Source organism: Mesorhizobium sp. SP-1A, from assembly GCF_032460275.1.
Classification (GTDB): domain Bacteria; phylum Pseudomonadota; class Alphaproteobacteria; order Rhizobiales; family Rhizobiaceae; genus Mesorhizobium.
This window is the reverse complement of the sequence record NZ_JAVXZD010000005.1, coordinates 151,330-176,182: the sequence shown is the minus strand read 5'-3', so window position 1 is coordinate 176,182 and position 24,853 is coordinate 151,330. Positions and strand designations below refer to the sequence as shown.

Genomic DNA, 24,853 nt, shown 5'->3' with positions numbered 1-24,853 from the left:
ATATGGTTGACGGGTTCCCCAAAGCATGGTGAAGACCCGGACCATGTTCCCGGCCGCCGGCTGCCGCCGACGGCTTTCCGCACGCTTTGTAAGTGAAAAACCGGCCATGGCAACCGAACGATACAATCCCCGCGCCGTAGAGCCCAAATGGCAGAAGGCCTGGGACGCCCGCAAGCTCTTCGAGACGAAGAACGACGACCCGCGCCCGAAATACTACGTGCTGGAGATGTTCCCCTACCCGTCGGGACGCATCCATATCGGCCACACCCGCAACTACACGATGGGCGACGTGGTGGCCCGCTACAAGCGCGCCAAGGGCTTCAACGTGCTGCACCCCATGGGCTGGGACGCCTTCGGCATGCCGGCCGAAAACGCCGCCATGCAGAACAAGGTCCATCCCAAGGACTGGACCTACCAGAACATCGCCACCATGCGCGAACAGCTCAAGATGATGGGCCTGTCGCTGGACTGGTCGCGCGAGTTCGCCACTTGCGACGTGGATTACTATCACCGCCAGCAGATGCTGTTCCTCGACATGTTCGAGAAGGGGCTGGTCACCCGCAAGGTCTCCAAGGTCAATTGGGACCCCGTCGACATGACGGTGCTCGCCAACGAGCAGGTCATCGACGGCCGCGGCTGGCGCTCGGGCGCCCTGGTGGAGCAGCGCGAGCTGACGCAGTGGTTCTTCAAGATCACCGACTACGCGCAGGATCTTTCCGACGCGCTGGACGGGCTGGAGGAATGGCCGGAGAAGGTCAAGCTGATGCAGCGCAACTGGATCGGCCGGTCCGAGGGCCTGCTGATCCGCTGGGCCATCGCCGAAGGCACCGCGCCGGACGGCGAAAAGGAACTCGAAGTCTATACGACGCGGCCGGACACCATCTTCGGCGCTTCCTTCATGGCCATCTCCGCCGACCATCCGCTGGCCAGGAAGGCGGCCCGGAACAATCCCGCACTCGCCGCCTTCATCGAAGACGTGCACCACATGGGCACTTCGGTGGCTGCGCTGGAGACCGCGGAGAAGAAGGGCTTCGACACCGGCATCCGCGTCGTGCACCCGTTCGACGACAGCTGGACGCTGCCGGTCTATGTCGCCAATTTCGTGCTGATGGACTACGGCACCGGCGCCGTCTTCGGCTGTCCGGGCCACGACCAGCGCGATCTCGACTTCGCCAACAAGTACGGATTGCCGGTCATTCCCGTGGTGCTGCCGGAAGGCGCGGATGCCGCCGCCTTCCAGATCACCGAGGAGGCCTATACCGACGACGGCGTGATGATCAATTCGCGCTTCCTAGACGGCATGACGCCGGAAGCGGCCTTCGACGACGTCGCGAACCGGCTCGAAAAGCGCTCCGCCGGCAATCGGCCGATGGCCGAGCGCAAGGTGAACTTCCGCCTGCGCGACTGGGGCATTTCGCGGCAGCGCTACTGGGGTTGCCCGATCCCGACGATCCATTGCGACGACTGCGGCACCGTTCCCGTGCCGCGCGCCGACCTGCCGGTGAAGCTGCCCGACGACATCGACTTCGACAGGCCCGGCAACCCGCTCGACCGCCATCCGAGCTGGCGCAACGTGAAATGCCCGCAATGCGGCAAGGATGCGCGCCGCGAAACCGACACCATGGACACCTTCGTCGATTCGTCCTGGTATTTCGCCCGCTTCACCGCGCCGTGGGAGCACGAGCCGACGGACCCCGGAGCTGCCAATGAATGGCTGCCCGTGGACCAGTATATCGGCGGCATCGAGCACGCGATCCTGCACCTGCTCTACTCGCGCTTCTTCACCCGCGCCATGCGCGAGACCGGACATCTGAACCTGGCCGAGCCGTTCAAGGGCCTGTTCACGCAGGGCATGGTGGTGCACGAGACCTACAGGGCCGAGGATGGCCGCTGGCTGGCGCCGACCGAGGTGCGGCTGGACAGCGAGGGTGCGGAGCGGCGCGCCATCGAGATCGCCACCGGCAAGCCGGCGACGATCGGCACGCTGGAGAAGATGTCGAAGTCCAAGAAGAACACGGTGAGCCCGGAAGAGATCACCGACGGCTACGGCGCCGACACCGCGCGCTGGTTCATGCTGTCCGACTCCCCGCCCGAGCGCGACGTGGAATGGACCGACGATGGCGCGGCGGGCGCGCACCGCTTCGTGCAGCGCGTCTGGCGCATCATCTCCACGGCCGCCGAAGCGCTGTCCGGCGTGAAGCCGGCGGCGAGCAGCGACGGCGCTGCCGCCACCGTCTCCAAGCCCGCGCACAAGGCCCTCAAGGCGATCGGCGAGGATATCGAGAAGCTCGCCTTCAACCGGGCGATCGCCCGCATCTACGAGCTTGCCAACGTTCTGTCCGGCCCTGTCGGCGAAATCGCCGAGGGCAGGGGCGACGACGATCTGAAAGCCGCGGCCCGCGACGCGGTCGAGATTCTCGTCCACGTCGCCGCGCCCTTCATGCCGCATCTGGCCGAGGAAGGCTGGGCCGCGCTCGGCGGCACCGATCTGGTCGCCGAGAGGCCCTGGCCGCAGTTCGACCCGAAACTGGTGGTGGACAACGAGATCACCTATCCGGTGCAGGTCAACGGCAAGAAGCGCGGGGATTTGACAATCGCCCGCGACGCAGACCAAGGTGCCGTCGAAAAGGCAGCGCTGGCGCTCGAATCCATCCAGAAGGCCCTGGAAGGACGGGCGCCACGAAAGGTGATCGTCGTGCCGCAAAGGATCGTCAATGTCGTTGCCTGAGAAAAGCGGGGCGGGAGCCAGGCGCTTCCTGCGCGCATCCGTGCTTTGCGGCCTCGTGGCCGCGGCCACCGTCGTCGCCGGATGCCAGGTTCGGCCGCTCTATTCTAACGCGCCGCTGTCGCCCAATGCGCAACTGCCGGCGCAGGCGGAACTCGCCTCGATCGCGGTCAAGCCGGTCAACACGCGCTACGCCCAGCAGGTGCGCAACAACCTGATCTTCGGCCTGAACGGCGGAGCCGAACGGACCGCCGCTCCGGCCTATTCGCTCGATTTGGGCGTGACGGAACTCGTCCAGTCCGTCGCTGTCGTGCAGGTGGCCAGCAACGAAGACCAGCCGACCGCGGGCACGGTGACGCTGACCGCGAACTATACCCTCACCGATGCCAAGACCAGCGCGGTGGTGGGAAGGGGCAAGCGGGCGATCTCGGCATCCTTCGACCGGCCGACGCAGCAGTTCGCGACGTACCGTGCGCAGATCGATGCCGAAAATCGCGCCGCGCGCGAACTGGCCGAACTGCTGCGGCTGTCGCTGGCCGAGGATCTGGCCAGGAAGCGCTGACCGGAATTTTTCCGACCGGGATCAAGACGAAGCCGGCGATCCGCCACGAACGCCGGCCTTGATTTGGCTGTCAGCCTGTATGTCAGCCGATCTTCTGCCCGGTCTTGGCCCAGTCGGCGAGGAAGGCTTCCAGACCCTTGTCGGTCAGCGGATGCTTGACCAGCGCCTTGAGCGTCGCCGGCGGGATCGTGGCGACGTCGGCGCCGATCAGGGCTGCGCGCTTGACATGGTCGACGGTGCGGATCGAAGCCGCGAGGATCTCGGTTTCGAAGCCGTAATTGTCATAGATCTGGCGGATCTCGGCGATCACTTCCATGCCGTCGAAGCCCATGTCGTCCAGGCGGCCGATGAAGGGCGAAATGAAAGTGGCGCCCGCCTTCGCCGCGAGCAGGGCCTGGTTGGCCGAGAAGCAGAGGGTGACGTTGACCATGTGGCCGTCAGACCGCAGCGCCCGGCAGGCCTTCAGCCCGTCCAGCGTCAGCGGCACCTTGATGGCGATGTTGTCGGCGATCTTGGAAAGAACCGCGGCCTCCTTCATCATCTGCGAATATTCCGTCGCGGTGACCTCGGCCGAGACGGGGCCTTCGACGATTTCGCAGATCTGCTTCGTCACCTCCAGGATGTCGCCTCCCGATTTCAGGATCAGCGAGGGATTGGTGGTGACGCCGTCGAGCAAGCCCATGTCGTTCAGCTCGCGAATTTCCTTCACATCGGCAGTATCGACGAAGAATTTCATGTCAGTCTCCTTGGGAGTTTGTTCGTGCCCACGGCAGCGGGCGCGCGTCGGGCTTTGCTCTAGACCAAAGTCGGGGCAAGGTCACGCGCCATGACGCGAGATTCGCTCCCCAACACAGCCATGCCCGTGCTCGTGCCGATGCCGGCTGAACGCCCCTACACCTATGCGGTTCCTTCAGGAATGCGTGTTGTGCCGGGCTCGATCGTGCGCGTGCCGCTGGGCCCACGCCAGGTGGCCGGCATCGTCTGGGACGGCGCCATCGAGCAGATCGAGGCGAAACGGCTGCGACCGATCGAGCAGGTGTTCGACTGCCCGCCGATCGACGAGGTCACGCGCCGTTTCGTGGACTGGGTGGCGCATTATACGCTTTCGCCGCCCGGCATGGTCGCGCGCATGCTGCTGCGCGCGCCGGAAGCCTTCGATCCAGAGCCCTGGATCGAGGCCGTTCGGCGCACCGGGTCATTGCCCGACCGCATGACCGATGCGCGCCGGCGCGTACTGGAAACGGCCGACGACGGGCTGGCCTGGACACGTTCCGGCCTCGCCCATGCGGCCGGCGTGTCTGCGACGGTGATCGACGGACTTAAGGCGCAGGGCGTGTTCGAAACGGCGATGATCCCGCCGCGCCCGGTCGTCGCTGCGCCCGACGCTTCCTATGCCTGCCCCGATCTCACGCCGGACCAGCAGGAAGCGGCGAAGATGCTGCGGGAAAGCGTGGAGGCCGGAAGCTTCGGCGTCACGCTGCTCGACGGGGTGACCGGATCGGGCAAGACGGAAGTCTATTTCGAGGCGGTCGCGGCCGCGCTCGGGCAAGGCAGGCAGGTGCTGATCCTGTTGCCGGAGATCGCGCTGACCCATGCCTTCCTGGAACGGTTCCAGGACCGCTTCGGCGCCAAGCCGGCGGAATGGCATTCCGACCTGCCGCCGCGCATGCGCGAGCGCGTCTGGCGGCAGGTGGCGGAGGGCACGGTGCGCGTCGTGGCCGGCGCCCGCTCTGCGCTTTTCCTGCCCTTCAAGGAACTCGGGCTGATCGTCGTCGACGAAGAACACGACCCCGCCTACAAGCAGGAGGATCGCGTCTTCTACAACGCCCGCGACATGGCCGTGGTGCGCGGGCACATCGGCGGCTTCCCGGTGGCGCTGGCCTCGGCCACGCCCTCGGTGGAAAGCCGCGTCAACGCCGAGCAGGGCCGATATGCCCGCGCCGTTCTGGCCGGACGTTTTGCCGAGGCGGCACTTCCCGACCTCAAGACGGTCGACCTGCGCCGGGCCCCGCCCGCGCGCGGCCATTTCCTGTCCCCCGTTCTTTTGGACCAGGTCAGGCAGACGCTGGAGAAGGACGAGCAATCGCTGCTGTTCCTCAACCGGCGCGGCTATGCGCCGCTGACCTTGTGCCGCGTCTGCGGGCATCGCTTCGGCTGCCCGGTCTGCTCGGCATGGCTGGTCGAGCACCGCTTCCGCGGCCAGCTGGTCTGCCATCATTGCGGCCATGCCGAAAAGCGCCCGGAAGCCTGCCCCGAATGCGGCACTTTCGATCATCTCGCGGCCTGCGGTCCCGGCGTCGAGCGCATCGCCGAGGAAGTGGTGCAGCATTTTCCCGAGGCGCGCACCATCGTGCTGTCATCCGACCTTCTGGGCGGCGTAAAGAGGCTGCGGCTGGAGCTTGAAGCCATCGCCAAGGGCGAGGCCGACATCGTTATCGGAACGCAGCTCGTCGCCAAGGGCCATAATTTCCCCAACATGACGCTGGTGGGCGTGGTCGATGCCGACCTCGGCCTTGCCAACGGCGACCCGCGCGCCGCCGAGCGCACTTTCCAGCTGCTCAGCCAGGTCACGGGCCGGGCCGGGCGCACGGGCAAGAAAAGCCACGGCCTGCTGCAGACCTACCAGCCCGACCATCCGGTGATGCGCGCCATCGTTTCCGGCGACACCGAAACCTTCTACCGGCGCGAGATCGCCGAGCGCGAGCGCGCCGGCCTGCCCCCCTTCGGCCGGCTGGCCGGCATCATCGTCAGCGCCGATACGCGCGCGGATGCGGAGGCGCACGCCCGCGCTTTGCGCCGCGCAACCCCCGAGGCCGCCGACATTTTCGTGCTCGGTCCGGCCGAAGCGCCGCTGGCTCTGGTCGGCGGGCGCCATCGCTTCCGTCTCCTGGTGCATGGCGAGCGACGCGCCGACATGCAGGGTTTCGTCCGGCGCATGCTGGCGGACGGGCCGAAGCTGCGCGGCTCGGTGCGCATCCAGGTCGACATAGATCCGCAAAGTTTCCTGTGAAGGGCGGCGATCGGAGCTTCGCTTTGCCTATGGTTTCGTGGCCGGACCGGTCTAGGATGCTTGGTGGCTGCCAAAGCGGTTTGGAGGGGACCTGATGGAGTTTTCGTTTCCGTGGCCGACGAGCCAGGGCGAGTGGCTGGCCTGGACCAGCGCCGTCGTGACGCTGCTGTTCGGCGTCGCGCTTTTCTTCGCGCCCGGCCTCTGCTTCAGGCTGCTCCGGCTCCAGCCGAAACCAGAAAAGCCCGCCGCCATAGCCGAAGGGCGCGGGCGCATGGCCGGCTTCTATCTCGGGGTCGGGCTGTGCTGCGTCATACTTGCCCAGCCCCTGCTCTACATGGCCCTCGGCTTCTCCTGGCTCTTCACCGCCTTCGGCCGCATCCTGTCGATGATGTCGGACCGCGCCAACACGCCCTACAATTGGGGCTTCGTCGTGCTGGAGCTGGTTCTGGCCGCGCTGCCGCTTGCTTTTTCCTTCGGCTTCGTCCCCTGAAGCGACAGATGCGACAAAGTGCTCTACGCCATTTCCGCGGGTGCATTGCGGTCTTGAAAGGCCTGTGCTAGACGGCAATCGACTTTCGGCCGGGGGAAGCGGAAGCCGCTCCCTCGTGCTTGGAAAAAACGCACCAAGGTCAAAGATTTAGCCAGAGTTTTCGCTCGCGCCAACAATCTGCGGCCTGTCAACTGAGAGAAAAGACGGTCCGTGGCCCAGACCTCCTCGCCAATTTCCGGTGTCGCTGAACGCTACGCGCACTCGCTTTTCGAGCTGGCGCGCGACTCCAACTCCATAGACAAGGTCGAGGCCGATCTGGCCAGCTTCGAAAGGATGTTCGAGGCGAGCGACGATCTGCTTCGGCTGATCAACAGCCCGGTGTTCACCGCGGAAGGCCAGGAAAAGGCCATCGGCACGATCGCCGACCGCGCCAAGATCACCGGCCTGGTCGGAAATTTCCTGCGCGTCGCCGCCCGCAACCGCCGGCTGTTCGCGGTCCCCGGCATGATCAAGGCTTATCGCCGCATCGCGGCGGAAAATCGCGGCGAGACCGCTGCCGAGGTCACCTCGGCGCATCAATTGACGTCCGCGCAGGTCAATGAACTGAAGGCGACGTTGAAGGCCGTTGCCGGCAAGGACGTTTCGCTCAACGTCACCGTCGATCCGTCGCTGCTCGGCGGACTGGTGGTGAGGATGGGCTCGCGCCAGATCGACACGTCGCTCAAAACCAAACTCAATTCGCTCAAGCTTGCACTGAAAGAGGTCGGCTGATGGACATCCGCGCTGCGGAAATCTCCGCAATCCTAAAAGACCAGATCAAGAATTTCGGCAAGGAGGCCGAGGTCTCCGAGGTCGGTCAGGTTCTTTCCGTCGGCGACGGCATCGCCCGCGTCTACGGTCTCGACAACGTCCAGGCGGGCGAGATGGTCGAGTTCCCGGGCGGCATCCGCGGCATGGCGCTGAACCTCGAAAGCGACAATGTCGGCGTGGTCATCTTCGGTAACGACCGCGACATCAAGGAAGGCGACACCGTCAAGCGCACCGGCGCCATCGTGGACGTTCCGGTCGGCCCCGGCCTGCTCGGCCGCGTCGTCGACGCCCTTGGCAACCCGATCGACGGCAAGGGCCCGATCAAGGCCGCCGAGCGCCGCCGCGTCGACGTCAAGGCGCCCGGCATCATTCCCCGCAAGTCGGTGCACGAGCCGATGTCGACCGGCCTCAAGGCCATCGACGCGCTCATCCCGGTCGGTCGCGGCCAGCGCGAACTGGTGATCGGCGACCGCCAGACCGGCAAGACCGCCATCATCCTCGACACCATCCTCAACCAGAAGGCCATCCACGACAACGGTCCGGATGCCGAGAAGCTGTTCTGCGTCTACGTCGCCGTCGGCCAGAAGCGCTCGACCGTCGCGCAGTTCGTGAAGGTTCTGGAGGAGCGCGGCGCCCTCGACTATTCGATCATCATCGCCGCGACCGCATCCGATCCGGCCCCGATGCAGTTCCTGGCGCCGTTCGCCGGCTGCACCATGGGCGAATATTTCCGCGACAACGGCCAGCATGCCCTGATCGGCTATGACGATCTCTCCAAGCAGGCCGTGGCCTATCGCCAGATGTCGCTGCTGCTGCGCCGCCCGCCGGGACGCGAAGCCTATCCGGGCGACGTCTTCTACCTGCATTCGCGCCTGCTCGAGCGCGCCGCCAAGCTCAACGACGACAACGGCAACGGCTCGCTGACTGCGCTGCCGGTCATCGAAACACAGGCCAACGACGTGTCGGCCTACATCCCGACCAACGTGATCTCGATCACCGACGGCCAGATTTTCCTGGAAACCAACCTGTTCTTCCAGGGTATCCGCCCGGCCGTGAACGTCGGCCTGTCGGTTTCGCGCGTCGGTTCCGCCGCGCAGATCAAGGCGATGAAGCAGGTTGCCGGCTCGATCAAGGGCGAACTCGCGCAGTACCGCGAAATGGCGGCCTTCGCGCAGTTCGGCTCGGACCTGGACGCCGCCACGCAGCGCCTGCTCAACCGCGGCGCACGCCTGACCGAACTGCTGAAGCAGCCGCAATTCTCGCCGCTGAAGACGGAAGAGCAGGTCGCGGTGATCTACGCCGGCGTGAACGGCTACCTCGACAAGCTCGCCGTCAGCGACGTCAGCCGCTTCGAACAGGGCCTGCTGGCGCACATGCGCTCGGCCGGGAAGGCCGTTCTCGACGCCATCCGCGACGAGAAGGCGCTGTCGGACGACCTGCGCGCCAAGCTCAAGGCCGAGATCGACGCCTACGCCAAGACCTTCGCTTGAGCGGACTGAGAACGACGGGATCGGGTTGCAGGCATGCCTTCGCTAAAAGACCTTCGTAACCGAATCGCCTCGGTCAAGGCGACGCAGAAGATCACCAAGGCGATGCAGATGGTCGCCGCGGCGAAGCTGCGCCGTGCCCAGGAGGCGGCCGAGGCTGCAAGGCCTTATTCGGAGCGCATGGGTGCGGTTCTGGCCAATATCGGCCAGGCTGTCGGCGGGGGCGGCGATGCGCCCGCGCTGATGACCGGCACCGGCAGGGATGACGTGCATCTGCTCGTCGTCTGCACCGCCGAGCGTGGCCTGTGCGGCGGCTTCAATTCGCAGATCGCCCGCCATGCCCGCGACCACATCCGCCGGCTCCTCGCCGAAGGCAAGCAGGTGAAGATCATCTGCGTCGGCAAGAAGGGGTTTGACATACTGCGTCGCGACTTCGCGGCCCAGATCATCGACCGCGTCGACCTGCGCGAGGTCAAGACGCTTGCTTTCGTCAATGCCGATGCCATCGCCAGGAAGGTGATCAACCTCTTCAACGACGGCGCGTTCGACGTCTGCACGCTGTTCTACTCGCAGTTCAAGTCGGTGATCAGCCAGGTGCCGACGGCGCAGCAGATCATACCCGCGGCGCACGGCTCCAATGGCGAATCGGCCGGCGGCGGCGCCGTCTATGAATACGAGCCGGAGCCGGGCGAGATCCTCTCCGATCTCATCCCGCGCAACATAGCCGTGCAGATCTTCCGCGCCCTGCTGGAGAACGCAGCCGGCGAGATGGGCGCCAAGATGACGGCGATGGACAATGCGACGCGCAATGCCGGCGACATGATCAACAAACTGTCGATCACCTACAACCGCCAGCGTCAGGCGCAGATCACCAAGGAACTGATCGAGATCATTTCGGGCGCCGAGGCGCTCTAGGCATGGCCTGCGAAGGCAGAAATGTCTTCGCACGGACCCATGTGAACCAAAGATACGGAAAAGGGTAAGGACGATGGCGAAAGCAGCGACCCCGAAAGCGGGGGCCCCGAAAGCGGCGGCTCCCAAAAAGACCCCTGCAAGGAGTGCCGCCGCGAAAGAGGCGGCCAAGCTGGTGGCGGAAGGAAAGCCGGGCAAGGTCGAAAACCGCGGGGCGACGGCGAGCTTCGATCTCGCCAAGGGGCCGAAGGGCAAGGTCCGCCAGGTCATCGGCGCCGTCGTCGACGTGCAGTTCGACGATCACCTGCCGCCGATCCTGAACGCGCTTGAGACGATCAACGTCGGTAACCGCCTCGTGCTCGAGGTCGCGCAGCATCTCGGCGAGAACACCGTGCGCTGCATTGCCATGGACTCGACCGAAGGTCTGGTTCGCGGCCAGAGCGTGAGCGACACCGGCGCGCCGATCTCGGTTCCGGTCGGACCGGGCATGCTCGGCCGCATCATCAACGTCATCGGCGAGCCGGTGGACGAGGCCGGTCCCGTCGACGGCATCGAGCTGCGCGCCATCCACCAGCCGGCCCCGGCCTATGTCGACCAGTCGACGGAAGCCCAGATCCTCGTCACCGGCATCAAGGTTCTCGACCTGCTGGCGCCCTATGCGCGCGGCGGCAAGATCGGCCTGTTCGGCGGCGCCGGCGTCGGCAAGACCGTGCTGATCCAGGAGCTGATCAACAACGTCGCCAAGGCGCATGGCGGCTTCTCCGTGTTCGCCGGCGTCGGCGAGCGCACCCGCGAGGGCAACGATCTCTATCATGAGTTCATCGAATCCGGCGTCAACAAGAAGGGCGGCGGCCAGGGCTCGAAGGCCGCGCTCGTCTACGGCCAGATGAACGAGCCGCCCGGGGCCCGTGCCCGCGTCGGCCTGACCGGCCTCACCGTCGCCGAATATTTCCGTGACCAGGGCCAGGACGTGCTGTTCTTCGTGGACAACATCTTCCGCTTCACCCAGGCCGGCTCGGAAGTGTCGGCGCTGCTCGGCCGCATTCCTTCGGCCGTGGGCTACCAGCCGACGCTCGCCACCGACATGGGCGCGCTGCAGGAACGCATCACCACCACCACCAAGGGTTCGATCACCTCGGTGCAGGCCATTTACGTGCCGGCCGACGACTTGACCGACCCGGCGCCGGCGACCTCCTTCGCCCACCTCGACGCGACCACGGTGCTCAACCGCGCCATCGCCGAAAAAGGCATCTACCCGGCGGTCGACCCGCTCGACTCCACTTCGCGCATGCTCGACCCGATGATCGTCGGCGAGGAGCACTACCAGGTGGCGCGCCAGGTGCAGCAGACCCTTCAGCGCTACAAGTCGCTTCAGGACATCATCGCCATCCTGGGCATGGACGAGCTGTCGGAAGAGGACAAGCTGACGGTCGCGCGCGCTCGCAAGATCGAGCGCTTCCTGTCGCAGCCCTTCTTCGTGGCCGAGGTGTTCACCGGCTCGCCGGGCAAGCTGGTTGATCTGGCCGACACCATCAAGGGCTTCAAGGGCCTCTGCAACGGCGATTACGACCACCTGCCCGAAGCCGCCTTCTATATGGTCGGCAATATCGAGGAAGCGGTCGAGAAGGCGCAGAAGCTGGCTGCGGAAGCGGCGTAAGAACGGCAATCGCCAAATCGGCAATCGGCAGTCGGAAACAAGGAGTAGGCAGCGGGGTCTGGTATCTATGGGCAGGCAAGTTTTCTCGACTGCCGACTGCCGACTGCCGACTGCCTGAAGAACATGGCTGAAGCTTTCCAATTCGAACTGGTCTCTCCCGAGCGCCTGCTGGTTTCCGGGCAGGTTGAATCCGTCGTCATTCCCGGCGCCGAAGGCGAGATGACCGTGATGGCGCAGCACGCGCCGGTCATGACCACGATCCAGCCGGGTGTCGTCACCGTGAAGTCGGCCGGCGGTCAGGAAGAGCGTTACGTGGTGTTCGGCGGCTTCGCCGACATCTTGCCCTCGGGCTGCACGCTGCTCGCCGAATCGGCTGTGGCCGTAAAGGATATCGATCGGGCGGACATCGCCCGGCGTATCCAGGAGGCGAAGGAAGACATCACCGACGCCAAGGACGAGGAATCGCGCAGCAAGGCAGAACTGTTCCTGCACCAGCTCACCACGCTGGAAGGCGCCATTCTCCCGGCCTGACACCCTCGGGTTTCCATCTCACGACGTTGCGAAAGCCGGCTTGTCCGGCTTTTTTGCTATCTGGAAGAGGCGCCGAACCGCGGCGACAAACAGAAGGACCCGCGCCTCGGGCAGGCACGGGTCCCTGTTGCCTGGGCGCTTTCGCGCCGCGGTACGCTGTACATAGCCGCAGAGCCGGACCATGCCGTGCGTTGGGTGAAGGAAGGTTTAACGTCGGCGCCGGCCCAAATCGCTCTTTCGATCTAGATCCGCTCCAGCCCGGCAAGCCTGCCCTTGGCAAACGCCAGCTCAGAGCCGGTACACTCGACGGGCATTGGCGCTCAGCAGCTGGCTTCGTTCGCGCTCGCCGGTGCCTGAAAGCAGCGCATGGGTTGCCGCTACCCATGTCGAGAGGCCGCCGCCCAGTGTGCAGACCGGCCAGTCGCTTCCCCATACCACGCGGTCCCAGCCGAAAGCTCCGATCACATGCTCGACATAGGGCCTGATGGTCTCCAGCGTCCAGCCCGCCGGATCGGCATAGGCCACGACCCCGGAAATCTTCGCCACGACGTTCGGACGCCGCGCGATCTCGGTGATCTGCTCCCGCCACGGATGCTCGCCATTGCCCCTGATGTCCGGAATGCCGCAATGATCGAGCACGAACTGGACGTCCGGCGCCTGATCGATAAGCGCCATCGCCTTCGGGTGCTGGCGCGGCAGCACGCACAGATCGAAGGGAAGGCCGGTGCCGGACAGCCGCCGGACATTCTCGCGGAACAGGGCCCCTTCGGACACATCGTCCGGCACGACGTGCAGCACACGGCGAAAACCTTTGACGAACGGATCTGCCCGGACGCGTTCCAGATAGGCGGCAAATCCCGTTTCTTCCGGGCGCGCGGAGACGATCGCGCCGCGCAGCAGGCTTCCAGGCTTTCGCGCCAACCTCTCCACATGCGCCGTCTCCGCCTCGATATCGGCAGGATCGACGTCGACCTCCATATGCAGCGCCGCCTCGATGCCAACCCGGCGCGCTTCCACGGCGTAATCTTCCTGCGGAAAATTGCGGTTGAGCGCAGGAACGCCATCGAGCCACGGGTACCGCAAGGCGGCGAGGTCGATCAGATGCAGATGCGTGTCGATGATCATGCGGTAGCTCCTTCCGGCCGTCGGTTTCGACCATAATGCCGCATTGCGCGGCAAGGACAATCTGCTTGACCTCTTGGTGAAAACAATATTTGCATATGAATGACGCAGCGATCGATCCTGCCCTGGCGGGACGGTTTGCGTAACCGGTAAGCTGCACCTCGAACCGGCAGTTAAGGCGGCACGGCGGACGCGCCGCTGCCGGCTTGCCGCGACAGCATGAAACAGAAGCTCGAAGGAATGGTAACGTGACTCAGAATCTCGACGGCAAGGTGGTGGTGATCACGGCGGCGGCGCAGGGGATCGGGCGTGCCAGCGCGCTGGCCTTCGCCGCGGCCGGCGCGACGGTGCATGCCACCGACATCGACGAGAACGCGCTTGCCGGCCTGGCGGACGTGCCCGGCATCGTCACCCGCAGGCTCGATGTCCTGGACGACGACGCGGTCAAGGCCGCCTTCGCCGCCATCGGCGATGTGGACGTGCTGTTCAACTGCGCCGGCTTCGTCCATTCCGGCACCATCCTGGAAATGAAGGACGCCGATCTCGACTTCGCCATCGATCTCAACGTGCGCGCCATGATCCGCACCATCCGCGCCGTGCTGCCGGGCATGTTGCAGCGCGGCGGCGGCGCGATCATCAACATGGCCTCGCTGGCGAGTTCCCAAAAGGGCGTGCCGAACCGCTTCGCCTACGGCCTGACCAAGGCGGCGGTGATCGGGCTGACCAAGGCGGTCGCCGCCGACTATGTCACCAGGGGCATCCGCTGCAACGCCATCTGCCCCGGCACGGTGGAAAGCCCGTCGCTCGAAAGCCGCATGCGCGCGCAGGGCGACTACGAGACGGCGCGCGCCGCCTTCATCGCGCGCCAGCCCATGGGCCGCCTCGGCACCGCCGAGGAGATCGCCGACCTCGCCGTCTATCTCGCCGGCGCCACCTATACCACCGGCCAAGCCTACAATATCGACGGCGGTTGGTCGGTCTGACCTGGCGGACGATGATAGTTTCATAAAAGGCAAATAATTTTACTGACGTGGGCGGAAACAGCGTGACTCGACGCCTCCGATCGGGTCAAACTGGGATCGACGCGAATGGCAATCAGGAGAGAGACATATCATGAAACTGCTGCGCTACGGTGAGGCAGGCGCCGAGAAGCCGGGCCTTCTCGATGCCGACGGCACGATCCGGGACCTTTCCGGACATGTGGCCGATATCGGCGGCAAGGGGCTGGAGCCGTCCTCGCTGGCGGCATTGTCCAGCATCGATCCGAAAACGCTGCCGGCGGTGTCCGGCAAGCCCCGCCTTGGCCCCTGCGTGGCCAATGTCGGCAAGTTCATCTGCATCGGCCTCAACTATTCCGACCACGCCGCCGAGACCAACTCCAAGGTGCCGCCGGAACCGATCATCTTCATGAAGGCGTCCTCGGCCATCGTCGGACCCGACGACGACGTCCTGATCCCGCGCGGCTCGGTCAAGACCGACTGGGAGGTGGAACTCGGCGTGGTGATCGGCAAGACGGCCAAATATGTCTCCGAAGCCGAGGCGCTGGACTATGTCGCCGGCTACTGCGTGGCGCATGACGTATCGGAGCGCGCCTTCCAGACGGAGCGGCATGGCCAGTGGACCAAGGGCAAGAGCTGCGACACGTTCGGCCCGATCGGCCCGTGGCTGGTCACCAGGGACGAAGTGGCCGACCCGCAGGACCTCAAGATGTGGCTGAAGGTGAACGGCCAGACCATGCAGGACGGTTCGACCAGGACGATGGTCTATGGCGTGGCCTATCTGGTTTCCTATCTCAGCCAGTTCATGAGCCTGCAACCGGGCGACATCATTTCGACCGGCACGCCGCCCGGCGTCGGCATGGGCATGAAGCCGCAGCGCTTCCTCAAGCCAGGCGATATCGTGGAACTCGGTGTCGAAGGCCTTGGCAGCCAGAAGCAGACCTTCAAGGCCGACGAATAGTCCCGCAGCGCCTGAGCGGCCGCGACACGAAAAAGCCCGGTTCGCCATCTGGTGAACCGGGCTTTTGCTTGCCTTCAGGAAATGCCGGCCTCAGGCGGCGCCGGCCACCCTCTGCTTTTCGAAGCGCTTGCGCTCGTTCGGGTCGAGATGGAGCTTGCGCAGGCGGATGGACTTCGGCGTCACTTCCACCAGCTCGTCGTCCTGGATCCAGGCCAGCGCGCGTTCCAGCGTCATGCGGATAGGCGGCGTCAGCTTCACCGCCTCGTCCTTGCCGGCGGCGCGGATGTTGGTGAGCTTCTTGCCCTTCAGCACATTGACCTCGAGGTCGTTGTCGCGGCTGTGGATGCCGATGATCATGCCCTGATAGACCTTCACGCCGGCGTCGATGACCATCGGGCCCCGGTCTTCGAGGTTGAACAGCGCATAGGCCACCGCTTCGCCCTGATCGTTGGAGATCAGGACGCCGTTGACGCGGCCGGGCAGCTCGCCCTTGTAAGGCTCATAGGCGTGGAACAGGCGGTTCATCACCGCGGTGCCGCGCGTGTCGGTCAGGAGCTCCGACTGGTAGCCGATCAGGCCGCGCGTCGGCGCATGGAAGACCAGACGCTGGCGGTTGCCGCCGGACGGGCGCAGCTCCGTCATGTCGGCCTTGCGCTCCGACATCTTCTGCACGACGACGCCGGCATGTTCCTCGTCCACGTCGATGACGACTTCCTCGATCGGTTCGAGAAGCTGGCCGTTCTCGTCCTTCTGCATGACGACGCGCGGACGCGACACGGCCAGCTCGAACCCCTCGCGGCGCATGGTCTCGATGAGGACGGCAAGCTGAAGCTCGCCGCGGCCGGAAACGTAGAAGCTGTCCTTGTCGGCGGATTCCTCGATCTTCAGCGCTACATTGCCCTCGGCCTCCTTGAGCAGGCGGTCGCGGATGACGCGGCTGGTGACCTTGTCGCCTTCCGTGCCGGCCAGCGGAGAGTCGTTGACCAGGAAGGACATGGTGACGGTGGGCGGATCGATTGGCTGGGCCGCCATCGGCGCGCTGATCGACGGGTCGCAGAAGGTGTCGGCGACGGTGCCCTTGGAAAGCCCGGCGATGGCGACGATGTCGCCGGCCTGCGCTTCCTCGATCGGCTGCCGTTCGATGCCGCGGAAGGCGAGGATCTTCGACACGCGGCCGTTCTCCAGCAGCGTGCCGTCATGGTGCAGCACTTTCACCGCCTGGTTCGGCTTCAACGTGCCGGCCTCGATGCGCCCGGTGATGATGCGGCCGAGGAACGGATTGGCCTCCAGAATGGTGCCGATCATGCGGAACGGGCCTTCGGCGACCTTCGGCGCGGGCACATGCTTGAGCACGAGATCGAACAGCGGCGCGAGGCCCTGGTCCTTCGGGCCTTCGGGGTTCTCGGCCATCCAGCCGTCGCGGCCCGAACCGTAGAGGATCGGGAAGTCGAGCTGCTCGTCGGTGGCGTCCAGCGCGGCGAAGAGGTCGAAAACCTCGTTGATGACTTCGTTGGCGCGCGCATCGGGCCGGTCGATCTTGTTGATCGCCACGATGGGCTTGAGGCCGACCTTGAGCGCCTTGCCGACGACGAACTTGGTCTGCGGCATCGGGCCTTCGGCGGCGTCGACCAGCACGATGGCGCCGTCGACCATATTGAGGATGCGCTCCACCTCGCCGCCGAAATCGGCGTGGCCGGGCGTGTCGACGATGTTGATGCGGGTATCCTTCCATTCCACCGAAGTGGCCTTGGCTAGGATGGTGATGCCGCGTTCCTTTTCGAGGTCGTTGGAGTCCATGACGCGTTCGGCCACGCGCTGGTTCTCGCGCACGGAACCGGACTGTTTCAGGAGCGCATCGACCAGCGTCGTCTTGCCATGGTCGACATGCGCGATGATCGCGATGTTGCGGAGATTCATGATCTTCTCTGGGTGCTTTCGGCAGCGATTGCGGACCGCAAGGCCCAAGCGCCGCATCGTTCGGTTGCGCGCCTCATACAGGTTTTTCCACGAATGCGAAAGGGGCGGCGCGACCAAATGCGTCGTCACCAATTGTTAAACCTTTACGCGTAGTTTTCCGTTAACCAATCACGGAGCCAATCCGGCCGATTCGGACATCATGATGCGCAAGTTTGACAGGATCGTTCCCGCCCTCGCCTGTTCGGCCCTGGCCGTTCTGCTGGCTTCGGCCGGCGCGCAGTCGGCCGCGACACGCGGAAACCAGCCGACGACCATGACCGACGCCGCGCAAATGTTCCCGGACGCCCCGGACGGGGTGGATCCCATGGTGACCGGTCCGGTGAGCGTCTCGTTCAAGCAGCAGCAGGCGGCTGCGGGCTGCGACCGGGCCGCCTGGCCTGACATTCCGGCCCAGTGCTACCCCGCGAAGTAGGATAGATCTCCCGAGTTCGACCGCCGCCAGCTGGCCGGCCTGAGGCTGCCGGCCGCTTCGTCCTGGCTGGATTCGGCCGAACGCCGGCGGGCACGGATCGATCCGCTGCCCTTGCGTCAGCCCGCGCCGCATTTACGGTTGCACCGCAGCATTTTCCCGCTAAACATTTGCCGCTTTTGTAAACCCGCCCATGGAGAGCAGATCCTTGGCCATCACGAAGATACTTGTCGCCAACCGGTCCGAAATCGCCATCCGCGTATTCCGCGCGGCCAACGAACTGGGCCTCAAAACGGTGGCGATCTGGGCCGAGGAGGACAAATATTCGCTGCACCGCTTCAAGGCAGACGAAAGCTATCAGGTCGGCCGCGGCCCATGGCTGGCGAAGGACATGGGGCCGATCGAAAGCTACCTGTCGATCGACGAGATCATGCGGGTCGCCAGGCTTTCCGGGGCGGACGCCATCCATCCCGGCTACGGCCTGCTTTCGGAAAGCCCGGAATTCGCCGACGCCTGCGCGGAAAACGGCATCATCTTCATCGGCCCGAAGCCGGAAACCATGCGTCGCCTCGGCAACAAGGTGGCCGCCCGCAACCTTGCCATCGAGGTCGGCGTGCCGGTGGTGCCGGCCACCGACCCCTTGCCGGACGACATGGAGGCCGTGAAGCGGCTGGCCGCCGACATCGGCTATCCCCTGATGCTGAAGGCCTCGTGGGGCGGCGGCGGGCGCGGCATGCGCGCCATCCGTTCCGAAGCCGACCTCGCGCGCGAGGTGACGGAGGCCAAGCGGGAGGCCAAGGCCGCCTTCGGCAAGGACGAAGTCTATCTGGAGAAGCTGGTCGAGCGCGCCCGACATGTCGAGGTGCAGGTGCTCGGCGACACGCACGGCAATGCCGTTCACCTGTTCGAGCGCGACTGCTCCATCCAGCGCCGCAACCAGAAGGTCGTCGAGCGCGCACCGGCGCCCTATCTCGACGACGCGCAGCGCCAGGAACTGTGCGGCCACGCGCTGAAGATCGCCAGGGAAACGAACTATATCGGCGCCGGCACCGTCGAGTTCCTGATGGACGCCGACAGCGGCAAGTTCTACTTCATCGAGGTCAATCCGCGCATACAGGTCGAGCACACCGTCACCGAGCAGGTGACCGGCATCGACATCGTCAAGGCGCAGATCCACATTCTCGACGGTCACGCCATCGGCACGCCGCAATCCGGCGTTCCCGCGCAGAAGGACATCCGCCTCAACGGCCACGCACTGCAGTGCCGCATCACCACCGAGGATCCGGAACAGAATTTCATCCCGGACTATGGCCGCATCACCGCCTACCGCGGCGCGACAGGCTTCGGCATTCGCCTCGACGGCGGCACGGCCTATTCCGGCGCGGTCATCACCCGCTACTACGATCCGCTGCTGGAAAAGCTGACGGCCTGGGCGCCGACGCCCGAGGAAGCGATCTCGCGCATGACGCGCGCGTTGCGCGAATTCCGCATCCGCGGCGTGGCGACGAACCTCACCTTCCTCGAGGCGATCGTCAATCACCCCGCCTTCCGCGACAATTCCTATACGACCAGGTTCATCGATTCGACGCCGGAGCTGTTCCAGCAGGTGAAGCGGCAGGACCGCGCCACCAAGCTGCTCAACTATCTGGCCGACGTGACCATCAACGGCCACCCGGAGACGCGCGGGCGCGCCCTGCCGAACCCCGACGCCGCCGCCCCCGTGATCCCCTGGTTCACCGGCAAGGTGCCGGACGGCACGCGCCAGAAGCTCGACGCGCTCGGACCGGAAAAATTCGCCGCATGGCTGCGCGAGCAGAAGCAGGTCCTGATCACCGACACCACCATGCGCGACGGCCATCAGTCGCTGCTGGCGACGCGCGTGCGCACGCATGACATCGCCAGCATCGCCGGAACCTATGCGCGCGCCCTGCCGCAGCTGCTTTCGCTGGAATGCTGGGGCGGCGCCACCTTCGACGTGGCCATGCGCTTCCTGACCGAAGACCCGTGGGAAAGATTGGCGCTGATCCGCGAAAAGGCGCCCAACATCCTCCTGCAGATGTTGCTGCGCGGCGCCAACGGCGTCGGCTACACCAACTATCCAGACAATGTCGTGCAGCATTTCGTCAAGCAGGCGGCGAGCGGCGGCGTCGACCTGTTCCGCGTGTTCGACTGCCTGAACTGGGTGGAGAACATGCGCGTCGCCATGGATGCGGTCGGCGCCGAGGGCAAGCTGATCGAGGCGGCGATGTGCTACACCGGCGACATCCTCGATCCGGCGCGCGCCAAATACGACCTGAAATACTATGTCGGCCTCGCCAAGGAGCTTGAGGCCGCCGGCGCGCACATCATCGCCGTCAAGGACATGGCAGGCCTGTTGAAGCCGGCCGCCGCACGGGTGCTGTTCAAGGCGCTGCGCGAGGCGACCGACCTGCCGATCCATTTCCACACGCACGACACCTCCGGCCTTTCTGCCGCGACGGTGCTGGCGGCAGTGGAAGCCGGTGTCGATGCCATCGACGCTGCGATGGATTCCTTCTCCGGCAACACCTCCCAGCCCTGCCTCGGCTCCATCGTCGAAGCGTTGAAGGGCACCGAGCGCGACCCTGGCCTCGACACCGGCTGGATCAGGAAGCTGTCCTTCTACTGGGAGGCCGTGCGCAACCAGTACGCCGCCTTTGAAAGCGATCTCAAGGGACCGGCTTCCGAGGTCTACCTGCACGAGATGCCGGGCGGCCAGTTCACCAATCTCAAGGAACAGGCGCGCTCGCTCGGCCTCGAAACGCGCTGGCACGAGGTGGCGCAGGCCTATCACGACGTCAACCTGATGTTCGGCGACATCGTCAAGGTGACGCCCTCCTCCAAGGTCGTCGGCGACATGGCGCTGATGATGATCAGCCAGGATCTCACCGTCGCGGACGTCGAGAACCCGGCCAAGGACATCGCCTTCCCCGATTCCGTCGTCTCCATGCTGCGCGGCGATCTCGGCCAGTCGCCGGGCGGCTGGCCGCAGGCATTGCAGAAGAAGGCGCTGAAGGGCGAAAAGCCGATCAATGTGCGGCCCGGTTCCCTGCTCAAGCCGGCGGATCTGAAGACGAGCCGCAAGGAGGTCGAGGACAAGCTCGGCCGCAAGCTCTCGGAATACGAATTCGCCTCCTGGCTGATGTATCCGAAGGTGTTTTCCGATTTTGCCGCGGCGCAGGAAACCTACGGTCCCGTCAGCGTGTTGCCGACGCCGACCTATTTCTACGGCATGAAACCCGAGGACGAGATCTTCGTCGAGATCGAGAAGGGCAAGACGCTGGTCGTCCGCTGCCTCGCGGTCGGCGACACCGACGACCGCGGCATGGCGACGGTGTTCTTCGAGCTGAACGGCCAGCCGCGCCGCGTGAAGGTGCCGGACCGTGCCCACGGCGCCGGGGCCGGAAAGGTTCGGCGCAAGGCCGAGGCCGGCAACGACATGCAACTTGGCGCACCCATGCCGGGTGTCATATCGGGCGTGGCGGTGAGCGCTGGGCAGGCTGTCAAGGCCGGCGACGTGCTCCTTTCCATCGAGGCGATGAAGATGGAGACGGCGCTGCATGCCGAACGGGACGGCACCGTCGCGGAGGTCCTGGTGCGCCCCGGCGACCAGATCGACGCCAAGGATCTCCTGATCGTCTTCGGCTGATCCTGTCGGCCCCAAAGCGCGACTGTGGCGCTGCCGCCCCGCTTGGCGGCAGCGTTGGCGATGGGGCAGATAACGCCTTGACCCATGGACGCCGGTCGGGCATCGAACCCCACGAAAAGCAGCCGCCGTTTTTTCGAGTCGGCGGCCGTGAAGCGACATGGAGACGAAGAGAATGGCCGACGAGATCACCGAAACCAGCCAGACAGTGGCCGCTGGCCAGTTGCGGGCCTTCATCGAGCGCATCGAGCGGCTCGAAGAGGAAAAGAAGACGATCTCCGACGACATCAAGGACGTTTATGCCGAAGCCAAGGGCACCGGCTTCGGGTCGCCCCTAAAACTTGTCGCCTAGCAAAAAAATCAACTAGTTACATAGGCGACACGTCATCGGATTAGACGACACGCCCTCTCCCCGGACAGGAAACGACGACATGGCAGACGAAGTCACAGACAGCAGCCAAACGGTAGCCGCAGGCCAGCTCCGCGCATTCATCGAACGCATCGAGCGGCTCGAGGAAGAGAAGAAGACGATCGCCGACGATATCAAGGAAGTTTACTCTGAGTGCAAGGGGACCGGATTCGACGTGAAAGCGGTCAGGCAGCTCGTCAGAATGCGCAAGCAGGATCAGGCTGAACGGCAGGAGGCCGAGGCGATTCTGGACCTGTACAAGGCCGCGCTCGGGATGGCATGACTTCCACGCGAGACGGTTTCAGTCAAGGCTGAACTCGGCCTAATCAGACCCCGCAAGCGATGGCGTGGCGGGGTCCTTCTTTCTTAGGCTGGACGATGTCATCCGCCGATCGCTGGGCGTCCTGGTTCGCTTCCACCGCGGACGTTAAAGTCGCGATGGCAACTGCACTGTCAGGAACCGGAGCTAGAAACCCGGATCAGTTCGCCGAGTTGGACTTACGACGAGCGATGCCTGGACCATGATCGCTCGTTGACGGCAGAAAAATCACGCCCGCCTTTTCAAGGGCGGCTCGAACCCTATCGACTGCGTCGAACGCCACGCCCTTTCCGCCCGCCTCGATGCGAACGATCGTTTGACGTCCAACCCCCGCCAGCTCAGCCAATTCTTCCTGGCTCAGCTCGAGCATCGCTCGCGCTACACGCGTCAGTCGGATTGTCTCCGCAAAGGACTCCATCCGGCAGCGGCATCAAGCCCGGCGAGCCGTTCGAGCAGCCTGAGTTCCTCAGGGTAGACTAGGTCAATGCCTGTTCGCCTGTCCTTCACGCGCTCGCCGCTGCAGACCAGCCCGAAATCGTCGAGGAGATCGTCGTCGCGGAACCTGGCCACAAGCCGACGGATCAGCTTCGTGTCGTCCGCGCTGATAGCGGATTGCGCCTGTGGAGCGTCGATCTTCCATGGCGTATACTGTCCCTCCCTGAGCGCGTCGACATCGACTTCCGGGTGCTTCCGAAGCGCGGCGACCATGATGTCCAGCTGCCGCTTCGCCTCGCGCGCTTTGTCGCCGAAGTAGGAAGAGTTCGCGTTCTTGAAGGCGACCGATGGTATGAATACCTCCCAACCGTGATCTCGTTCGCTCCAGCGTAGCTCCCCGACCTTCATGTCCGCCAACTGCCGCTCGGAGGTCGGCAGCTTTCCTCGCGGACAAATGAGCAGTTGCCTGAGGTTCTTCTGCCGCAGCCCAGTGTGGAGACCGAACCGGATGAGAAGGAATGAACGCACTGCCTCGGCTGCAGCCGAGGGATAGCGTAGCTCGTCCGGAATCGTACGAATGATCTCATCGGCGATCTTTCGGTACTCGCCGACCGGGCTTTCCGCCTCAAGGATGGGCATAATTGGCTCGAACGGGTCGCGATGCACCTTGGCCACCCGCTGGATTTCTTTCACACGACCCGTGCAATGTTTGTGACAGATATCGCAGACTTCGTTCCAGTTGGCCCGGGCCGCGGCAATCTGATCCTCAGAAATAAGACCACGAACTGGGGCGAGGTGCTCGGCGAGTTCCGGATGCTGCCGGAGCCAACCTGTTTCGACGCGGGTCAACGCCAACGCGATTCGCAACATGTCTACTTCCCAAGCGGTGTAGAAGCCGCGACGCCTCTCGCGCCACCGCAGATACCAGTCCCACACCGACGGAAACACCAGCATGGCGAAGGTGAGCGAAGTTACTGGTATTCCGAGGCCTCCGATCGCGCTCTTCGGCGGAGCCGCCAGCGCACCAAAGAGGAGACCGAAGTGCTCGACCTTCTGGGCGGCTGTCTCTTCTCCCCAGACTCCGACCCGCTGGTATCCGAAGGCGGTCAGCGTCGCGGTCTTGAAATCGAGAAGCTGGGCCATCTCTTTCCACAGCCGCGCCGGGGCGTCGATGGCGGTGTTGGTTACGCCAATGAAGTCGTCTTCATCGATATCAATGACTTCTTCATGAGACTGGACGATTTCTCGGAAGCTCGATCCATCCAAAATTCCGGGGAAACGAACGGCATAGCGGTTTCGGAGCGCCAGAGCTTGAAAACGGCGGTAATCCGTCCCGCCGGATATAATGACACGCTGGACCCATTCCAGAATTTCCTCGCGTTCCTTGGGAGAGCGGCGGTCGAAGTCATCGGGCAAGTGCCAGGCGAAGCGACGGCGCTGCGAAGGCGTTATGTCAGTCGATCGATGTCCGGTAGCAGCCCGCGCAGGGTGGGCCAGCTTCGCCTTGAAGTAGCCTTCCGGCAGGCGGTACCTTCTCTCTATGCGGCCAAGAATCTCGAAACTGGAAACGGAGCGAGGAGCTTTCGTCCCTTGGAGCCAAGTGAGCAAAGTCCTGCGGTCGAAGCTCTCGTCAGTCTGAGAAACCGCTCGATACAGATGCCAGCATGTGTCCCCATGACGCTCCATATGGAGCTTCAGCGCATCCGTGAAGCTTTCCGGTTCTTCCCAAATGGTCCAGAGAGGCTCCGGAAATTCAATAATAGGCTTTGGTTTCATACCCCGCTTGCGTCGCGGCACAGCGTCCGCAGGTTCGGCAGCAGACGCCTCCTGCTTGGCCGCGTGCGCTGGATGGATCTCAGGTGCCGTTGACAACCTTGATTTGCCAGATACTGAACGATGCCGTCCTGCGTTCAGCCTCGTCTTATGGTTACGCTCCCGCCAGCGGCTTTGCTTGCGTTTCGCGGCCTGAGGTCCAACGAAGCGGGTTATTGCATCGATAGCAGGTGCAAGAACTCCATTCACACGCTCCAAGGTCTCAACGGGAATGCCGCATTCTTGTCCGATTTCCGACCAGTCCGGCCGACTACCGCACTTCGGAGGTGACTGGCAGTCGGCGATCAGTGAATGAAGATATACCCGAAGTCGTTCAAGTTCTCGCGGGGGAAGCGTCTCGGCTACCCGCTGGCGGAGAAACTGATCGATCATGCGGGGAAACGATGCCCGCCTGGCACTCTTGGTCATTGTTATCTCGTTTGGAAACAACGACCCTGTGCCGCTGCCGGCCAGCATCCCTAGCCGGCAATGACCTTGGCGTCACCGGCTAAAATGGAGGGCGGAGGTGCCTGTGGAAAAGCTATCACTGAAAGGTCGCTCTC

The 24,853-nt window shown here is 64.5% G+C and carries 19 protein-coding genes and 1 pseudogene; 15 read left to right on the top strand and 5 right to left on the bottom strand.

Features of this window, described 5'->3' with window-relative positions; all coding sequences use genetic code 11:
- Window positions 1-106: 106 nt before the first annotated feature.
- Entirely contained in the window at window positions 107-2,728 is a 2,622-nt protein-coding gene (leuS, locus tag QU595_RS22300) for a leucine--tRNA ligase (RefSeq protein WP_315926040.1), read from the top strand.
- On the top strand, window positions 2,715-3,287 hold the full coding sequence (lptE, locus tag QU595_RS22295; RefSeq protein WP_315926038.1) for an LPS assembly lipoprotein LptE: 573 nt from the start codon (window positions 2,715-2,717) through the stop codon (window positions 3,285-3,287). Before leuS ends, lptE begins: the two co-directional genes overlap by 14 nt.
- Before the next feature lie 82 nt (window positions 3,288-3,369).
- On the opposite strand, the gene fsa is transcribed toward lptE, so the two are convergent.
- Window positions 3,370-4,023: a fructose-6-phosphate aldolase gene (gene fsa, locus QU595_RS22290; protein ID WP_315926036.1), complete on the bottom strand. Its 654-nt coding sequence runs from the start codon at window positions 4,021-4,023 to the stop codon at window positions 3,370-3,372.
- A 90-nt stretch (window positions 4,024-4,113) separates the two neighbouring features.
- Between fsa and QU595_RS22285 the strand changes: the two genes are divergently transcribed.
- The 7 genes from QU595_RS22285 (at window position 4,114) to QU595_RS22255 (ending at window position 12,184) form a co-directional block, all read left to right on the top strand.
- Window positions 4,114-6,297 (top strand): primosomal protein N', encoded by a 2,184-nt coding sequence (locus QU595_RS22285; RefSeq protein ID WP_315926034.1) that lies wholly within the window; start codon window positions 4,114-4,116, stop codon window positions 6,295-6,297.
- Between the two features lie 94 nt (window positions 6,298-6,391).
- A complete protein-coding gene (locus tag QU595_RS22280; protein ID WP_315926032.1) occupies window positions 6,392-6,787 on the top strand; it encodes a DUF4345 family protein in 396 nt (131 codons plus the stop codon).
- A 210-nt stretch (window positions 6,788-6,997) separates the two neighbouring features.
- Complete coding sequence (locus QU595_RS22275; RefSeq protein WP_315926030.1) at window positions 6,998-7,558, top strand: F0F1 ATP synthase subunit delta; 561 nt, start codon at window positions 6,998-7,000, stop codon at window positions 7,556-7,558.
- Window positions 7,558-9,087 (top strand): F0F1 ATP synthase subunit alpha, encoded by a 1,530-nt coding sequence (gene atpA, locus QU595_RS22270; protein ID WP_315926028.1) that lies wholly within the window; start codon window positions 7,558-7,560, stop codon window positions 9,085-9,087. Before QU595_RS22275 ends, atpA begins: the two co-directional genes overlap by 1 nt.
- A gap of 33 nt (window positions 9,088-9,120) precedes the next feature.
- The gene (locus tag QU595_RS22265) at window positions 9,121-9,999 is read left to right on the top strand and encodes a F0F1 ATP synthase subunit gamma (RefSeq protein WP_315926026.1); all 879 of its coding nucleotides are present in this window, start codon (window positions 9,121-9,123) and stop codon (window positions 9,997-9,999) included.
- Window positions 10,000-10,072: 73 nt separating this feature from the next.
- The gene (gene atpD, locus QU595_RS22260) at window positions 10,073-11,653 is read left to right on the top strand and encodes a F0F1 ATP synthase subunit beta (RefSeq protein WP_315926024.1); all 1,581 of its coding nucleotides are present in this window, start codon (window positions 10,073-10,075) and stop codon (window positions 11,651-11,653) included.
- A gap of 123 nt (window positions 11,654-11,776) precedes the next feature.
- Window positions 11,777-12,184 (top strand): F0F1 ATP synthase subunit epsilon, encoded by a 408-nt coding sequence (locus QU595_RS22255; RefSeq protein ID WP_315926022.1) that lies wholly within the window; start codon window positions 11,777-11,779, stop codon window positions 12,182-12,184.
- 288 nt (window positions 12,185-12,472) lie between these two features.
- Here the strand turns inward: QU595_RS22255 and QU595_RS22250 are convergent, their stop codons facing one another.
- A complete protein-coding gene (locus QU595_RS22250) occupies window positions 12,473-13,309 on the bottom strand; it encodes an amidohydrolase (protein WP_315926020.1) in 837 nt (278 codons plus the stop codon).
- Window positions 13,310-13,554: 245 nt separating this feature from the next.
- Between QU595_RS22250 and QU595_RS22245 the strand changes: the two genes are divergently transcribed.
- Together QU595_RS22245 and QU595_RS22240 are read left to right on the top strand one after the other, a co-directional pair.
- Window positions 13,555-14,289: an SDR family oxidoreductase gene (locus tag QU595_RS22245; protein ID WP_315926018.1), complete on the top strand. Its 735-nt coding sequence runs from the start codon at window positions 13,555-13,557 to the stop codon at window positions 14,287-14,289.
- Window positions 14,290-14,419: 130 nt separating this feature from the next.
- Window positions 14,420-15,265, top strand: a complete 846-nt coding sequence (locus QU595_RS22240) for a fumarylacetoacetate hydrolase family protein (RefSeq protein ID WP_315926016.1) — start codon at window positions 14,420-14,422, stop codon at window positions 15,263-15,265.
- Window positions 15,266-15,355: 90 nt separating this feature from the next.
- Here QU595_RS22240 and typA read toward each other — a convergent pair whose 3' ends face one another.
- The gene (typA, locus tag QU595_RS22235; RefSeq protein WP_315926014.1) at window positions 15,356-17,182 is read right to left on the bottom strand and encodes a translational GTPase TypA; all 1,827 of its coding nucleotides are present in this window, start codon (window positions 17,180-17,182) and stop codon (window positions 15,356-15,358) included.
- Window positions 17,183-17,381: 199 nt separating this feature from the next.
- On the opposite strand from typA, the gene QU595_RS22230 reads away from it, so the two are divergent.
- The 4 genes and pseudogenes from QU595_RS22230 (at window position 17,382) to QU595_RS22215 (ending at window position 22,007) form a co-directional block, all read left to right on the top strand.
- Complete coding sequence (locus tag QU595_RS22230) at window positions 17,382-17,654, top strand: hypothetical protein (RefSeq protein ID WP_315926012.1); 273 nt, start codon at window positions 17,382-17,384, stop codon at window positions 17,652-17,654.
- Between the two features lie 205 nt (window positions 17,655-17,859).
- Window positions 17,860-21,318: a pyruvate carboxylase gene (gene pyc / locus QU595_RS22225; RefSeq protein WP_315926010.1), complete on the top strand. Its 3,459-nt coding sequence runs from the start codon at window positions 17,860-17,862 to the stop codon at window positions 21,316-21,318.
- Between the two features lie 172 nt (window positions 21,319-21,490).
- Window positions 21,491-21,646: pseudogene (locus QU595_RS22220) on the top strand (GapR family DNA-binding domain-containing protein); the annotation flags it as partial.
- Between the two features lie 100 nt (window positions 21,647-21,746).
- Entirely contained in the window at window positions 21,747-22,007 is a 261-nt protein-coding gene (locus QU595_RS22215) for a DUF2312 domain-containing protein (protein WP_315926008.1), read from the top strand.
- A 196-nt stretch (window positions 22,008-22,203) separates the two neighbouring features.
- Here the strand turns inward: QU595_RS22215 and QU595_RS22210 are convergent, their stop codons facing one another.
- Both QU595_RS22210 and QU595_RS22205 read right to left on the bottom strand, forming a co-directional pair.
- Entirely contained in the window at window positions 22,204-22,413 is a 210-nt protein-coding gene (locus QU595_RS22210) for a helix-turn-helix domain-containing protein (protein WP_315926006.1), read from the bottom strand.
- A gap of 17 nt (window positions 22,414-22,430) precedes the next feature.
- Window positions 22,431-24,719, bottom strand: a complete 2,289-nt coding sequence (locus tag QU595_RS22205; protein WP_315926004.1) for a hypothetical protein — start codon at window positions 24,717-24,719, stop codon at window positions 22,431-22,433.
- Window positions 24,720-24,853: the final 134 nt, after the last annotated feature.

Coding starts and splice junctions, on each gene's coding strand:
- leuS (WP_315926040.1), top strand. CDS start 107: ATGGCAACCGAACGATACAATCCCCGCGCCGTAGAGCCCAAATGGCAG.
- lptE (WP_315926038.1), top strand. CDS start 2,715: ATGTCGTTGCCTGAGAAAAGCGGGGCGGGAGCCAGGCGCTTCCTGCGC.
- fsa (WP_315926036.1), bottom strand. CDS start 4,023: ATGAAATTCTTCGTCGATACTGCCGATGTGAAGGAAATTCGCGAGCTG.
- QU595_RS22285 (WP_315926034.1), top strand. CDS start 4,114: ATGACGCGAGATTCGCTCCCCAACACAGCCATGCCCGTGCTCGTGCCG.
- QU595_RS22280 (WP_315926032.1), top strand. CDS start 6,392: ATGGAGTTTTCGTTTCCGTGGCCGACGAGCCAGGGCGAGTGGCTGGCC.
- atpA (WP_315926028.1), top strand. CDS start 7,558: ATGGACATCCGCGCTGCGGAAATCTCCGCAATCCTAAAAGACCAGATC.
- QU595_RS22265 (WP_315926026.1), top strand. CDS start 9,121: ATGCCTTCGCTAAAAGACCTTCGTAACCGAATCGCCTCGGTCAAGGCG.
- atpD (WP_315926024.1), top strand. CDS start 10,073: ATGGCGAAAGCAGCGACCCCGAAAGCGGGGGCCCCGAAAGCGGCGGCT.
- QU595_RS22255 (WP_315926022.1), top strand. CDS start 11,777: ATGGCTGAAGCTTTCCAATTCGAACTGGTCTCTCCCGAGCGCCTGCTG.
- QU595_RS22250 (WP_315926020.1), bottom strand. CDS start 13,309: ATGATCATCGACACGCATCTGCATCTGATCGACCTCGCCGCCTTGCGG.
- QU595_RS22240 (WP_315926016.1), top strand. CDS start 14,420: ATGAAACTGCTGCGCTACGGTGAGGCAGGCGCCGAGAAGCCGGGCCTT.
- typA (WP_315926014.1), bottom strand. CDS start 17,182: ATGAATCTCCGCAACATCGCGATCATCGCGCATGTCGACCATGGCAAG.
- QU595_RS22230 (WP_315926012.1), top strand. CDS start 17,382: ATGATGCGCAAGTTTGACAGGATCGTTCCCGCCCTCGCCTGTTCGGCC.
- QU595_RS22215 (WP_315926008.1), top strand. CDS start 21,747: ATGGCAGACGAAGTCACAGACAGCAGCCAAACGGTAGCCGCAGGCCAG.
- QU595_RS22210 (WP_315926006.1), bottom strand. CDS start 22,413: ATGCTCGAGCTGAGCCAGGAAGAATTGGCTGAGCTGGCGGGGGTTGGA.
- QU595_RS22205 (WP_315926004.1), bottom strand. CDS start 24,719: ATGACCAAGAGTGCCAGGCGGGCATCGTTTCCCCGCATGATCGATCAG.